This window comes from Acinetobacter sp. TUM15064, assembly GCF_008980265.1.
Lineage (GTDB): Bacteria > Pseudomonadota > Gammaproteobacteria > Pseudomonadales > Moraxellaceae > Acinetobacter.
In genome coordinates this window covers 111545-126560 of sequence record NZ_BKFU01000002.1, presented here as the reverse complement: position 1 = coordinate 126560, position 15016 = coordinate 111545, and the positions used below count along the sequence as shown (strand labels likewise).

The 15016-nt window shown below is 42.0% G+C and carries 12 protein-coding genes; 8 read left to right on the top strand and 4 right to left on the bottom strand.

Annotated elements, in window-relative coordinates; translation table 11 throughout:
• Positions 1-8: 8 nt before the first annotated feature.
• Positions 9-908: an NUDIX domain-containing protein gene (locus GBI16_RS01385; protein WP_151706378.1), complete on the top strand. Its 900-nt coding sequence runs from the start codon at positions 9-11 to the stop codon at positions 906-908.
• A 12-nt stretch (positions 909-920) separates the two neighbouring features.
• Here GBI16_RS01385 and GBI16_RS01380 read toward each other — a convergent pair whose 3' ends face one another.
• A complete protein-coding gene (locus tag GBI16_RS01380; protein WP_151706377.1) occupies positions 921-1466 on the bottom strand; it encodes a tetratricopeptide repeat protein in 546 nt (181 codons plus the stop codon).
• 21 nt (positions 1467-1487) lie between these two features.
• Positions 1488-3884 carry a penicillin-binding protein 1B gene (mrcB, locus tag GBI16_RS01375; RefSeq protein ID WP_151706376.1) on the bottom strand — a complete coding sequence of 799 codons (2397 nt, stop codon included), beginning with the start codon at positions 3882-3884 and terminating at the stop codon, positions 1488-1490.
• A 152-nt stretch (positions 3885-4036) separates the two neighbouring features.
• On the opposite strand from mrcB, the gene GBI16_RS01370 reads away from it, so the two are divergent.
• Positions 4037-4975 carry an NAD(+) kinase gene (locus tag GBI16_RS01370; protein ID WP_171264389.1) on the top strand — a complete coding sequence of 313 codons (939 nt, stop codon included), beginning with the start codon at positions 4037-4039 and terminating at the stop codon, positions 4973-4975.
• Positions 4976-4978: 3 nt separating this feature from the next.
• Complete coding sequence (locus tag GBI16_RS01365) at positions 4979-5251, top strand: YeaC family protein (RefSeq protein ID WP_086207885.1); 273 nt, start codon at positions 4979-4981, stop codon at positions 5249-5251.
• 72 nt (positions 5252-5323) lie between these two features.
• On the opposite strand, the gene GBI16_RS01360 is transcribed toward GBI16_RS01365, so the two are convergent.
• Positions 5324-6322: a glycosyl transferase family protein gene (locus GBI16_RS01360; protein WP_151706375.1), complete on the bottom strand. Its 999-nt coding sequence runs from the start codon at positions 6320-6322 to the stop codon at positions 5324-5326.
• A 408-nt stretch (positions 6323-6730) separates the two neighbouring features.
• Here GBI16_RS01360 and GBI16_RS01355 point away from each other — a divergent pair, with 408 nt between their 5' ends.
• Together GBI16_RS01355 and GBI16_RS01350 are read left to right on the top strand one after the other, a co-directional pair.
• On the top strand, positions 6731-8074 hold the full coding sequence (locus GBI16_RS01355; RefSeq protein WP_086207883.1) for a dicarboxylate/amino acid:cation symporter: 1344 nt from the start codon (positions 6731-6733) through the stop codon (positions 8072-8074).
• 144 nt (positions 8075-8218) lie between these two features.
• Complete coding sequence (locus GBI16_RS01350; protein ID WP_086207882.1) at positions 8219-9361, top strand: acyl-CoA dehydrogenase family protein; 1143 nt, start codon at positions 8219-8221, stop codon at positions 9359-9361.
• Between the two features lie 52 nt (positions 9362-9413).
• On the opposite strand, the gene GBI16_RS01345 is transcribed toward GBI16_RS01350, so the two are convergent.
• Positions 9414-9932, bottom strand: a complete 519-nt coding sequence (locus tag GBI16_RS01345) for a DJ-1/PfpI family protein (protein ID WP_110975389.1) — start codon at positions 9930-9932, stop codon at positions 9414-9416.
• Positions 9933-10389: 457 nt separating this feature from the next.
• Here GBI16_RS01345 and pheA point away from each other — a divergent pair, with 457 nt between their 5' ends.
• The 3 genes from pheA to GBI16_RS01330 all read left to right on the top strand — a co-directional run bounded on the left by pheA (position 10390) and on the right by GBI16_RS01330 (position 14910).
• The gene (pheA, locus tag GBI16_RS01340) at positions 10390-11499 is read left to right on the top strand and encodes a prephenate dehydratase (protein WP_151706374.1); all 1110 of its coding nucleotides are present in this window, start codon (positions 10390-10392) and stop codon (positions 11497-11499) included.
• 66 nt (positions 11500-11565) lie between these two features.
• Positions 11566-12657, top strand: a complete 1092-nt coding sequence (gene hisC, locus GBI16_RS01335) for a histidinol-phosphate transaminase (protein ID WP_151706373.1) — start codon at positions 11566-11568, stop codon at positions 12655-12657.
• A gap of 3 nt (positions 12658-12660) precedes the next feature.
• A complete protein-coding gene (locus tag GBI16_RS01330; RefSeq protein WP_151706372.1) occupies positions 12661-14910 on the top strand; it encodes a bifunctional prephenate dehydrogenase/3-phosphoshikimate 1-carboxyvinyltransferase in 2250 nt (749 codons plus the stop codon).
• Positions 14911-15016: the final 106 nt, after the last annotated feature.

Here is a 15016-nt window from a genome sequence, read left to right as displayed (position 1 = left end):
ATCTGATTATGTCAAAACCTCTGGTTCAAGTTGCTATAGCTATTCTTTTACATCAAGGCAAAGTATTGGTGGGATGGCGTCAGGCTGAGCAACATCAAGGTAATAAGCACGAATTTCCAGGCGGGAAAGTTGAGTCAGGTGAAACCACAGAACACGCATGTCGCCGTGAGGTTTTAGAAGAAGTTGGAATTGATATTACAGATTGGCATGCCTTTGACAGTATTCAGTTTGAATATGAGGACGTCATTGTGCATTTACATTTGTTTCATGGCATTGTCTCAGATCATCAGCTTTCAGACATTCGTGTGCCTTGGGCATGGTTTAAACGTGCCGAGTTACAGGATTTAAACTTTCCTAAAGCCAATCAGGCCATTTTAAAGCGACTGTATGCTCCGCAGGTGATTAAGATTTCTGAGCAAATTACGCTGTTGAAGACTTTAGCTGAACAGCAAATGATGTATTGGAGAGTACCTGTAAGCCCTGAGCATCTTTTAAATATAGCGGAACTGAGTGTGGAACAGCTGTCGCGAGTCATTGTGAATGTAAGCTTGTGGAAAGAGCTGAACCCTTTACAGCAGCATGCGATTGCGGCTATACACTTGAAACAATCTCAACTGATGCAACTTCGTAAAGGCGATTTAAAAGTTGGTCAACGTTATATTGCGGCTTGTCATGACACAGAAAGTGCAGAACATGCGCAGAATATTGGCTGTGATGCCATTTTACTTAGCCCTGTACTTGAAACTTTAAGCCATCCGAATAGTGCCACTTTGGGCTGGGAGCAGTTTAGTCTGATTGCTCAAAAGATTCACATCCCAATTTTTGCCCTAGGTGGCTTACAGTTAGCTGATTTAGCCAAAGCACAAAGTTATGGTGCTTATGGTATAGCAGGTCAGCGCTCCATTTAATGGAGCGTACTTTTAAGACAGGCTTTTGATTGCAGTCTGGGCTTGTTGAATGTTTTTTTGGTTTTTCTGCATTTGACCAGCTTTTAAGATAATGCTCCAAAGTTGCTTTTTCATGGCATTACTTTGCGCATAACTCAGGCCGCGACGCGCGAGTGATTCTGCATTTGCAGGTTGTTTTTGTTGATTGGCAATTAGCGCCAAATACAGGAAGGTTTCACTTGACTGTGGGGCGATACGTTGCGCCTGCATAGCAAAACCTTGAGCTTGGTTCCACTGACCTTGGCGGTAAGCGGTTTGTGTTTTTTGCATCAAGTTTTTGAATGCAGGGAGTTGTCGACCATCATCAAACTGCTGTTTGGTCTTTTGTTCAGGAATCACAATTTTTTGACGTTGAATTTCTTCGCGATCATAAGGGTGAATCGTTACACCTGATGGTGTTTGCTGCTCTTTGTTCGGCTCAGCTTTCTCTGGCATTTTTTTATCAGTTTGCTGTGGGAGGCTTTGACAGCCTGCCACAGTTATGACGATTGCTAAGATACTTAAACGTTTAAACCACATCAAAATTTAAATCCGTCCTATTTATTCAGGTTGGTAGCTACCGCTTGAAATGACCTGTGTGTCATTTTCTAGGTTGCGTTGCATATTTGATTCACTTTCACGAATATAGTTGTCTATGCTGTCGCCTTGTTCAGGTGTAGCTTGGTTACCATCTGTTTCAGGATTGTAAGTGGGTTCAACTTGATAATGAGGCAAGCCACATGCAGTTGCCTTTCGGGGAATGGTGTTACGAAGTAGAGGAATATACATTGCGCCCTCACAACCTTGGGCTGCAAGATAGCCTGAACCACTGTCAATCCAGTGCCATTGAACATCATCGGGTTGGCGTAAATTGACAGGCTTTTGACGCAGTTGACTCATTACATTGGTCCACACAGGTAAAGCACCTGAAGAACCTGTTAAGCCTGTTTGTTTGTTGTCATCCAGTCCTAACCATACTACAGAAACATAGTTGCCTGAGTAACCTGCAAACCATGAATCACGGGTGTCATTGGTGGTGCCAGATTTTCCTGCAAGCTTGAGTGACGTTGGAAGAGTATTGTAAGCAGAGCGTCCCGTGCCCGAAGTCATCACTTGTTGGAGTCCATAGTTCAGGACGTAGGCAGAAGAAGGGTCAATAGTTTGTTGGACGTTTAGACCATAACGGGTCAGTAGGCGACCATTTTGATCGACAACGGTACGAATCGCTTTGGTTGGGTATTTAAAGCCCCCTGTTGCAAAATTACCATAAATGCCAAGTACCTCCATTGGAGACATGTCTACCGCACCCAAGAAAATAGATGGATAGCTTGGGATGTTGCTAGTCACACCGAAACGTTTTAAGTGATTACTAAATGTTGATAAACCAAACTCTTGACCTAAACGTACGGATGATAAGTTATAAGAATGAGACAAAGCTTGTACCATCGGTACAACCCCATGTTCGCCACCACTATAGTTTTTTGGTGTCCATGACTGACCATTTGACTGAATGCTGATACTACTGTCTTCAACAGGACTAGCCCAGTTATAGCGACCTGACTGAATTGCACTGAGATAAATTACAGGCTTGAGCAGTGAGCCAACTTGACGTTTGGCATCTAATGCGCGGTTAAACCCAGTAAAATCTTGTGTTGATCCTACTGCTGCGACTAATTCACCATTTTCAGGATGCGCAACCAATACAGCACCTTGCAACTCTTTTAAACGATTTGACCCGCGACTCAAACGATTAACTGTTGCTTTAAACGAGTCTTGAATTTTGGTCTGGGCAATCGGATCGAGTGTTGTAAAAATACGTAGACCTTGATTGGTTAAATCACCTTCTTGGTATTCGGTACGCAACTGACGACGTACAATGTCTAAGAAATCTGGGAAGCGTGATGGGCCGAGAGTTGGTTTGGCAATCACATTTAAAGGGCGAGCCGTTTCAGTTTCATACTGTTCTTGAGTCAAATAGCCCATGACCAACATGTTGTTTAAAACGATATCACGACGTTTTTTAGCCGCTTCTGGATTACGCCAAGGGTTATATAAGGTTGGACCTTGTACCAAACCAACCAAATACGCTTGTTGTGCAATATTCAGTTCGCGTAAAGGCATGCCGAAGTAGAACTGTGAAGCCAAGCCATAGCCATTAATTGAATAATTACCATTTTGACCGAGATTTACTTCGTTGAGATACGCTTCTAAAATTTCATCTTTGTTGTAGTGAAGTTCAACCAATAAAGCCATAAATGCTTCATTTACTTTACGCTTAATGGTTTTTTCAGGAGTGAGATAGAAGTTCTTCACCAACTGTTGGGTCAGCGTTGAACCACCCTGACGTTTTCCACCTGTGACATTACTCACAATCGCACGTGCAGTACCACGGATTGAAATACCATGGTGGCTATAAAAATTACGGTCTTCCGTTGCGATTAAGGCTTCAATTAATGGTTTAGGGACTTTATCGAGTTTAATCAGTACACGGTCTTCGTTATGCTGTGGATAGATCCCACCTATGAGCATCGGCTCTAAGCGTGCAATCCCTGTAGAGGAAGGTTTAGTGGCACTTACTTCAGAGACTTGTTCATCAGCAAAGGTGACTTTAAGCACTTGCTCAGGTTCGACACTATCTCCAAAATCAAAGCCACGTGTATGCACATATAACTCATTGCCAGAACTGACATAATTGCCTGATTTGGTATAGTTTTCAGAGGACTTATAGCCCAAAAGTTTGAGCTCTTGGGTAAAGTCAGCCTGACTAATCGGTGCGTTGGTATACACTTCAAGCGGACGTGCGAATACTTTCGCAGGGATATCCCAACGCTTTCCTTCAAACTTGTCACGAACAACCGAATCTAGTCTTATTAAATAAATACTAAAGACCAAAAAAGCTGCAATGACTAAGATGCAGAAGATCAGTGCAATTATACCGATGCCACGTTCTGACTTCATAAATACTGATAAGATCCTGATAAATTGTGCTAATCATGCGAAGCTTTTCGCTAATTTGCAATAATTAAACTGTGAACAAATTGAAATATAGAGATAAATATTTGTATAGAAGCAGTCACTTTAGTTTTGAATCAATTTAAATAAATAATGCTATGATAGGCGGGAATCTTAGCGGAGCGATGTTGCTGGTGCAAATTTCACATAAAACATTTCGAAACATAGGCTTAATTGGGCGTCCAGATAAGTCTTCAGTCGTCGAAACCTTATGTCTTATTCATGATCATCTTCTCAGTTTAGGGTTACATCCCGTTTTCGATGCGGAAACAGCTGAACTCGTTCCTTATAAAAATACACAAACAGTCAGTCGAGCACTTCTGGGTGAAGTGGTCGATTTGGTGATTGTGGTGGGTGGAGATGGTTCACTTCTTCATGCCGCACGAGCTTTGGTGAAATACAATACCCCTGTAATTGGGGTAAACCGAGGTCGCTTGGGCTTTTTAACGGACATTAAGCCAACAGAAGTGATTTTTAAGCTCGATCAAGTCTTAAAAGGTGAATTTCAACTGGACCGCCGTTTCCTGTTGGAAATGGAAATTCGCTCAAAAGGTGAAACCATTTATGATGCGATTGCCCTAAACGATGTGGTGTTGCACTCAGGTAAATCGGTACATATGATTGACTTTGAGCTCAATATTGATGGCCAATATGTTTATCGTCAACATAGTGATGGTTTGATTGTATCGACTCCAACAGGTTCAACAGCTTATTCGCTGTCTGGTGGTGGACCCATTGTACATCCGAGTATGGATGCGATCGCTTTAGTTCCAATGCATCCCCACACTTTGTCTTCACGCCCAATTGTGGTGGGTGGACACAGTGAAATTAAGATTTTCATTCGTGAAAACCGTGTATTACCGATGGTTAGTGCCGATGGTCAGCACAGCGTATCTTTAAATGTCGGTGACAGTTTACATATTCGTAAACATCCCTTTAAACTGAATTTATTACATCCGCCGGGTTATGACTTTTATATGTCATGCCGAACCAAACTCGGCTGGAATCAAGATTTTGACTCTTTTCAGCAGGATTAAATCATGAATATTGAACAAATGTTAGCTGTGCTCAATCCTGAAATTGTTGAGCGTTTAAGAACAGCGGTTGAAATTGGTAAATGGCCAAATGGGGTTGCGTTAACCAAAGAACAGCGTGAAATTTCGATGCAAGCGGTCTATGCGTGGGAAATGAAACATTTACCTGAGGATGAGCGCAGTGGTTATATCGACCGTGGCACGAAAGAAGACGGTGAAGAGTGTGATGATGATCATCACCATCAGCATGACGATTTCCAGCCTATCAAATTTATTTAAGTTCTTTTAAAGATAAAAAGCTAAGCCCAGTGCTTAGCTTTTTACTTTAACGTTTATGAGTATCGAACGTGCTTAGTGGAGACGGTTTTGCCATAAACGTTTTGCCTGTTGCATCGCTTCTTCATATTGCTCGCAGATTCCCATGGTATATAGTGCAATGCCAATGGTTTCAGTCACTGCCATTTCACCATATTCGTGCTGTTTTTCACCCAGCCAAACTGCTTTAAACTCGGCCAAATCCAGTTCTTCTTCGATTGGGCTGCGGTTGTTGGTGAGCTTTGGTAGTTCATGTTCGTAAAGTTCACCATTTTTAATACCACAGATTAACGTTTTAGCATCAGGGTTACGTTCAAACTCGCCACCTTCGCCTTTAATGACAGCACTATTTTGATAACCCAGTTTAAATGCTGCTTGTTGATGCGAACCACGATAGGCTGGATGGAAAATAGCTTGCAAAGTCGCTTTGGCATTAAACGGATTGATCAAGCGTGCAAGGGTATGAATAGGTGAACGAAGCCCCATCACATTTCGCAGGGAAATCAGGTCGCTTAAAATCGGGGAAATGGCATGTAAAGGTAAATAAGCAAAATTATGTGTTGCTAATTCCTGTTCCACATCTGCTTGGTTTTGGCAAATATTAAAATCGAGATACTCTAATACTTGTTCGGTATAAATACGGTTAATGGTATGACCTGATGCACCATGCATCACAACCTTATAACCCGCTTTGGCTAAAGTCAGCGCTGCCAAAAGAAACCATGGATAGTGCTTACGTTTACCCGCATAAGAAGACCAGTCTAAATCGACATCGAGAGCAGTAAATGGTAGTTGATCACGAGTGGCTTGAACAAAACCTGCCAGTTCATCTACAGACTCCTCCTTCACACGGAGTAACATCAGAAATGCGCCAAGCTGCACATCTAAGACTTGGTTTTTCAAAATCATGTCAAAGGCTTGATAGGCCTCTTCATAACTGAGAGAACGTGCACCGTTTTTCCCTTTGCCAATAATGCGAACAAACTGGGCAAAAGGGTGCTCAGTATCTTTATAAATATTTCTTTTGTTGTTCATGAACAAACCAACGTAAGTGACGGCTATGGTGTGCTATTTTAGATGAACGATCAAAAAAAATAGCACTTTTAATTTTAAATAATTTTTCATCATTAGACTAAAGTATGAGTCATATTGTTTAGATTTTATACATTATTTTTAAAATGAGTTTACTTTGCTTAAAGAATGTTAGGTAAAATTTACTCAATTGTTGTGACTTGCTAGTTTTTAAGTTTCTCCCATTATAGTAGATGTGAATGAACTGTGAATTTCATCACATAGCTAATGTTTGTACAGCATGATTTTTACCCGGTGTTTGGGCGCGGTCCAAACTGTGGGCTTTTTTGTGTTTATCAGAAAGCCTGCTGCCTATAAGGATATGTAGGTATACCGATTTTTTCAGTTTTTTGATTTACAGAAGTATTAGTTATGACTAAGAAACCAATCTATAAGTCACTATATTTTCAAGTTATTGTCGCGATTATTGCGGGTATCTTGGTAGGGCATTTTTTCCCTAGCGGTACGCAAGTTATCAATGGCGTTGAAGAATATGTACCCGGCTGGGGCGAGCTTTTTTATCCTCTAGGTCAAGGCTTTATTAAACTGATCAAGATGATTATTGCGCCAGTGATTTTCTGTACCGTGGTGAGTGGTATCGCGGGTATGGAAAGCATGAAGTCTGTGGGTAAAACAGGCGGTGTTGCGTTACTTTATTTTGAAATTGTATCAACGATTGCATTATTGATCGGTTTACTGGTCATTAACATCTGGAAACCAGGTGTAGGCATGAATGTTGACCCTTCAACACTAGATACTTCTGGTATCTCGAAATTTGTTGAATCGGGACAGCAGCAAACAACTGTCGACTTCTTTATGCACATCATTCCAAACACTGTGGTTGGCGCATTTGCTGAAGGTGAAATCCTACAAGTATTGCTGTTTGCACTCATGTTTGGTTTTGCATTGCATAAATTGGGTGACGCAGGTAAACCAGTTCTTAAGTTTATTGATCAAATTTCGCATGTGTTCTTTAACATTGTAAACATGATCATGAAGCTTGCACCAATTGGTGCGTTTGGTGCAATGGCATATACCATTGGTAAATATGGTATTGGTAGCTTGGCGCAACTTGCTCAGTTGATCATCTGCTTCTACATTACCTGTTTGCTTTTCATTTTCTTGGTTCTAGGCACAATTTCACGTCTTTGTGGCTTCAGTATTTTGAAAATGATTCGCATGATTCGCGAAGAATTATTGATTGTACTGGGTACGTCATCTTCAGAATCGGTTTTACCGCGTATGTTGAAAAAGCTTGAAATTGCGGGTTGTGAAAAGTCAGTGGTTGGTTTGGTTATTCCAACAGGTTATTCATTTAACTTAGACGGTACCTCAATCTACTTAACGATGGCAGCGATTTTTATTGCTCAAGCGACCAATACTCAGCTCGATCTGATGCACCAAGTAACTTTATTGGGTGTGTTATTGATTTCATCGAAAGGTGCTGCGGGTGTCACAGGTTCGGGCTTTATTGTAATGGCTGCGACTTTATCAGCTGTTGGTCATATTCCAGTGGCGGGTCTTGCTCTCATTTTAGGTATTGACCGTTTCATGTCTGAAGCACGTGCCTTAACCAACTTGGTGGGTAACTCATTGGCAACGATTGTTGTTGCGAAATGGGTGGGTCAGTTAGACCAAGAAAAACTACATTTTGCACTAGCAAACCCAGATGAAGTAGACCGCCAAATGGCTGTTGAAGAAAATGCTCACGCATAATTTCAGTTCATCTTAAAAAGGAAGCCGAATGGCTTCCTTTTTTTATGCGCATAAAAAAATGGCCTAATGCGGTCATGACAGTTGCATTAAAAATGGCTAGCATGTGAGCTGAATAATAAAACAACATCAACATAAGGAAAAAACATGCTGAATTACGATGCAGACTTAGAGCTATTTCGCGATAATTTTCGTCGCTTTATGAATGAACACATTGCACCGCATTATGAACAATGGGAACGAGAAGGCTTAATGCCGCGTTCGGTATGGAACGCATTGGGTGAAAATGGGTTCTTATGTGTCGATGTTCCAGAGGAATACGGCGGTTATGGCGTTCCAACGCATTATTCGCTGATGTTGGTTGAGGAGTCGGCACGAGCAGGTTTTAGTGCTTTATCGACAGGTATTTCTTGTCACTCCGAAATTGCAGCACCGTATATTTTGCATATTGGAACTGAAGCACAGAAGCAGTACTGGTTACCGCAAATGGTGTCAGGTGAAGTGGTCGGTGCAATAGGGATGACGGAGCCGGGTGCGGGTTCAGACTTACAAGCCATGCGAAGTAATGCGATTTTGCAAGGGGAGCATTATATTTTAAATGGTTCTAAAACCTTTATTTCAAATGGGCAGCATGCTGACCTTGTGGTATTGGCGGTAAAAACTGATCCGCAAGCTCGTGCAAAGGGTGTTTCACTGATGTTGGTCGATACACATTTAGAAGGTTTTAAAAAAGGGACCAATCTCGATAAAATTGGCCTGCATTCGCAAGACACTTCTGAGTTGTTTTATGACAATGTAAAAGTTCCGAAAGATCAATTGTTGGGACAAGCAGGTCAAGGTTTTGCTTATTTGATGCAAGAGCTACCACGTGAGCGTACAGCAATTGCAGCAACCGCTATAGGTGCAATTCGCGGTTCGATTGATGCCACTATTCAATACGTCAAAGAGCGTCAAGCCTTTGGTCAACATATTTCTCAGTTCCAAAATACACGTTTTGTTTTGGCTCAAGCCAAGATTGATGAACAAGCCACAGCAGCTTTTTACAATCAAAACGTGGAGCTTTATATGCAAGGCAAGTTGGATGTAGAAACCGCAGCAGCACTGAAAAGCTTTTCAACGGATATGCAAATGAAGGTGGCAGATAATTTATTACAGCTCTTTGGAGGCTATGGTTATATGAGTGAATATCCAATTTCACGTTTCTTTGTCGATGCGCGTATTCAACGCATCTATGGTGGAACCAATGAAATTATGAAAGAAATTGTCGCACGTAGTTTGTTGGGACGTTAATAGTTACTGAGCGAGAAACCGATCGGTTGGCTAAAGAGCTTGCATTGGTTCTTTAGCGACTGAGTACGAGCAGGCTTTCTTTAATAAAAGCAGGTAAGTCGTGCTGCGTTTGTGATGAAATGTACAAGTTATTGTCATTCACTACCCCTGTATTATATAGCACCGCGCCTGCATCTTCTAAGTCCTGATGAAGGTGGTGGATGCACGTCATACGTCGACCTTTTACGACTCCTGCATGCATCAAAACTTTTGGGGCATCGGCACTGCATAAAATGGGCTTTTGCGTGTTTGCAAATTGCCTGACAAATAGGACATAGCGTTCATCTTGACACAGGTTGTCAGGTGAGAAACCGCCTGGGATGAGTAAGGCATCAAAGTCATGCACTGAGGCATCATCTATACTTTGGTCGATGGTCACAAAGGCTTTACGCTTTTTACCATAAATAATTTTGCCGGCCTGACTTTCAAGATTAATAATACTATGCCGAGCTGCCCGAAATGCTTCAACAGGTTCAGCATATTCGGCATCCTCAAAGTCATAGGTGACTAAGACCGCAATTTTCTTGTGCATGACAGTACCTACAGTTCATTATTGTTTTGTTTTATTGAGACTATAGAGCAATCTGTCGTGCTGCATACTCTCTTTGTTATGAATACGTCAACTTAAGTAAAGCATATTTTAAAACAAAGTCTAACGCACTGAAATACAGATAAATGGTGATTTTTGCCTAGATGTAGCAAAAATTTTCTAAACCAAGTTTAAGTGTTAAAAACATTAGACTTAGATAAAAATTCAATAATCAGGTGAGGTGTGTTTTTAAGGGTGTTCTGCATAATATGTGCAAGCTCAATACAGATTCCTCAGTGATTTTATTGATGTCGATTATTTAGGCAGTTTATTGATTAACTTGATGATTAAATCAACTGTATGTTTTTAGCACTGAAACATGCAAAGTCTTATTGCGCAAGATTTCAAAGCTAACTATTGTTATACTGTTTGCACAATGTATATGAAGGGCGACATAACAATGATCCAAGACGATCAAAACACAACGACTTCTCTTGACCTCAATCAAATCCGTCAGGATATCGACTCTGTTGATCAGCAGATTCAACAACTTATTAACCGTCGAGCAAAACTGGCGGAAGCTGTTGCAAAAGCAAAATTTGCTTCTGAAGAGAATCCAATGTTTTACCGTCCAGAACGTGAGGCGCAAGTTTTACGTAATGTTATGGAGCGTAATGAAGGTCCTTTGTCTGATGTGACTATGGCGCGTCTGTTCCGCGAAATTATGTCTGCGTGTTTAGCGCTTGAAGCGCCACAAAGTATTGCATTTTTGGGACCTGTCGGCACCTATACACATTCTGCGGTTTTAAAGCATTTTGGTCATGATGCTGTGGTTCGTCCTCTACCTACCATTGATGAAGTTTTCCGTGAAGTGGAAGCGGGCAGTGCACATTATGGTTTGGTGCCTGTCGAGAATTCATCTGAAGGTGTGGTTAACCATACATTAGATTGTTTTAAATCGTCTCACTTAAATGTGATTGGTGAAGTTGAATTGCGTATTCACCATCAGTTCCTTGTGTCTGAAAACACCCGCAAAGACAGTATTAAACAAATTTATGCACATCAGCAAACTTTAGCACAGTGCCGTGCATGGTTAGATGCACACTATCCAGGTGTTGAGCGTGTAGCTTTGAGTTCAAATGCAGAAGCGGCGCGTCGTATTCGTACAGAATGGCATTCGGCTGCAATTGCGTCTGAGGTGGCTGCAACCATTTATGATCTTGAAATTTTGCACAGCAATATTGAAGATAATCCAGAAAATACAACGCGCTTTTTAGTGATTGGCCGTGAAAAAGTGCCACAAAGTGGCAATGATAAAACTTCGCTTTTGATTTCAGCACACGATCGTGCAGGTGCATTGCTTGAAATTTTAGCACCTTTTGCAAAGCATAATATTAGCTTGACCAGCATTGAAACCCGTCCTGCGCTGCCTGAAAAATGGGCTTATGTCTTCTTTATTGATTTAGAAGGGCATGTGGAACAAGACAATGTTAAAGCGGGGATTGAAGAGATTCGTCCACTAGTAAAAGAAGTTCGAGTATTGGGTTCATATCCGATAGCAGTATTGTAATCTCCAAGGTGGTTGGGTTTGTAAAGAACTCAACCCTATAACCACTTGTAAGAATGGAAAGGTCACATGTCGTTTGCTCCAGCCAATGAAGGTATTTCAAAGTTAAAACCATATCAACCAGGTAAACCTATTAGCGAATTAGAGCGTGAATTGGGGATTACCGATATTGTTAAACTTGCCTCAAATGAAAACCCTTTGGGTTGTTCTGACAAAGTAAAAGCAGCAGTTGCTGCTGAATTGGCGCAAATTGGACGATATCCAGATGGTGGCGGTTTTATCTTAAAAGATGAAATCCATACTCAGTTTGGTGTGGCGCATAATTGCATTACCCTTGGTAATGGTTCAAACGATTTGCTTGAAATATTTGCGCGCGCTTTTGTTTCTGATAAAGACTCAGTCGTGTTTAGTCAACATGCATTTGCGGTCTATGCTTTGCTCACTCAAGCCATTAATGCTGAAGCAATAGAAGTGCCTGCTCAAGGTTTTTCGCATGATCTTGAGGCGATGGCAGCGGCCATTAAAAGCAATACCAAATTAGTATTTATTGCAAACCCGAATAACCCAACAGGGACTTGGTTTGAAGAAGCTGAATTTGATCGCTTCATGCAAAAAGTACCGAGCCATGTGATCGTAGTTTTAGATGAAGCCTATGTGGAATATTTCCCAGAGAACTTTAACAGTTTAAAATTTTTAGCCCAGTACCCAAACTTGATTGTCAGCCGTACCATGTCGAAGTGTTTTGGTTTGGCAGCCTTACGTGTTGGCTTTGCTTTAGCATCAGCAGAAGTAACAGATTTCTTAAATCGTATTCGTCAACCGTTTAACGTCAACCATTTAGCTATGGTGGCTGCTGTTGCGGCACTGAAAGATAAAGATTTTATTGAGAAATCACGTGTGGTCAATAAAGCTGGCATGGCGCAATTGGAAGCAGGGTTTAAAGCTTTAGGATTAAGTTTTGTGCCTTCACGCGCTAACTTTATTTTGGTGGACATACAAGCCGACCCAACACAGACTTTTAATGCGTTGTTAAAAGAAGGTGTGATTGTTCGCCCAGTAGGAATTGCGCATCATCTGCGTGTGTCCATTGGTACTGAAGCTGAAAATGCGAAATTTTTAACAGCTTTGGCTAAAGTACTTGGTTTAGAGGCGAACACTTAAATTATGTCTGTGCCACTGTTTGAAAAAGTTGCATTTATTGGACTAGGACTGATTGGTTCAAGTCTTGCACGGGTCATGATTGCTGAGGGTTTAGCAAAGCAAATTGTAGCATCAACACGCTCTGAGAGAACCCTACAGGATGCCAAAGCATTAGGCTTAATCCAACAAGGCTATAGTGACCCTGTAGAGGCAGTTCAAGGTGCGGATTTGGTGGTTTTAGCCTTACCTGTTCGTGCAACCCAAAAAGTACTGGAAACCATTAAACCGTATTTGCAAGAACATACGATTATTACCGATGTAGGCAGTACCAAAGGCAATGTGGTCGAGGCGGCTAAAGCCGTGTATGGCGAGGCATTGCCCGCTGGTTTTGTACCGGGACACCCAATTGCGGGAGCAGAACACACGGGAGTTCATGCGGGTAAGGTCGATTTATTTGCAAATCATAAAGTGATTTTGACACCGTTACCGACCAGTGCTGATTGGGCGGTAGAGAAACTGATCCAACTGTGGCAAGCTGCGAAAGCAGAAGTGATTTGTATGGATGTGGCCAAGCATGATGAAGTCTTGGCGCATACCAGTCATCTTCCGCATTTGATGGCTTTTAACTTAGTCGAACAACTGGCAAACCGTGAAGATAATTTAGATATTTTTCGCTATGCTGCGGGGGGCTTCCGTGATTTTTCTCGAATTGCGGCAAGTGATCCGCAAATGTGGCATGACATCTTCTTTGCCAATAAAAAAGCCATTTTAAATGCCGTAGATGGTTTTGAGAACCAACTGGCAACGATTCGTAAACTCATTGAAGATGAAGATTCACATGCTTTAATGGGCTTGCTTGGACATGCGCAAGCAGCACGCCAGCATTTTAACCATATGCTCGCTCAAAAACCTTTCATGGAGAACAATAAAGTGACGACACAGCAATTCACCATATTACCAGGTAAAAAAAGTTTCCAAGGTAAGTTTAGCGTGCCAGGTGATAAATCTGTGTCACACCGTTCAATCATGTTTGGTGCAATTGCGGAAGGAACGACGCATGTGACAGGTTTCTTGGAAGGGGAAGATGCGTTAGCGACCTTACAAGCGTTCCGTGATATGGGCGTGAGTATTGAAGGTCCTAAAAATGGTGAAGTGACAATTCATGGCGTGGGCGTAAATGGCCTAAAAGCGCCAGCAAGTGCACTTTACATGGGTAACTCAGGTACTTCGATGCGTCTGCTTTCAGGCATGCTCTCTGCACAGAAATTTGACTCTGTAATGACGGGTGATGCATCACTGTCGAAGCGTCCAATGGAACGTATTGCTAAACCGTTACGTGAAATGGGTGCTCAGATTCAAACCACAGGTGAACGTGGCACACCCCCTGTTTCTATTACTGGAAGTCAAGCTTTACAAGGCATTCACTATGATTTGCCGATGGCATCTGCGCAGGTAAAATCTGGGATTTTATTGGCAGGTTTATGGGCGGCAGGTGAAACATCGGTCACAGAACCAGAACCTACACGTGATCATACTGAACGTATGTTGCGTGCATTTGGTTATGATGTGAAAACAGAAGGCAACCGCATTTCACTGCAAGGTGGTGGTAAGCTCGTTGCTACAGAGATTCAAGTGCCATCAGATATTTCATCGGCTGCTTTCTTTATGGTGGGTGCGGCGATTACCGAAGGTTCAGATATCACTTTAGAGGCGGTAGGCATTAACCCAACCCGTACAGGTGTGATCGAAATTTTGAAGCAAATGGGTGCAGACATTACGGTTGAGAATGAACGTATTGCGGGCGGTGAGCCGATTGCAGACATTCGTATTCAAGGTACACGTACACTCAAAGGCATCCATATGCCTGAAGATCAAGTGCCACTGGCAATTGATGAATTTCCTGCATTGTTTATTGCGGCTGCCTGTGCAGAAGGGCAAACCGTACTAACGGGTGCTGCTGAACTCAGAGTGAAAGAGTCAGACCGTATTCAAGTGATGGCAGATGGCTTAAAAACGATGGGCATTGATTGTACACCGACTGACGATGGCATCATCATTGAAGGTAAAGGTCGATCAGGTGAGTGGGGCGCGATTTTCACTGGTGGTGAAATTGCATCACATCACGACCACCGTATTGCAATGAGCTTTTCAATGGCAGGCTTACGGACCTCTGGTGAAATTAAAATTGTAGGTACTGAAACGGTTGCAACCAGTTTCCCTACCTTTACGCAATTGAGCAATCAAGCCGGTTTAGCGATTCAAGTCACTGAATAAGACCAAAGCTTAACGACTTTGTTGAATTACAGCCAAGCTTTTGCTTGGCTGTTTTGTTTTTACCCTTTATGCTTAAACCCATATAACAAAAAAGCCTTTAGGATGA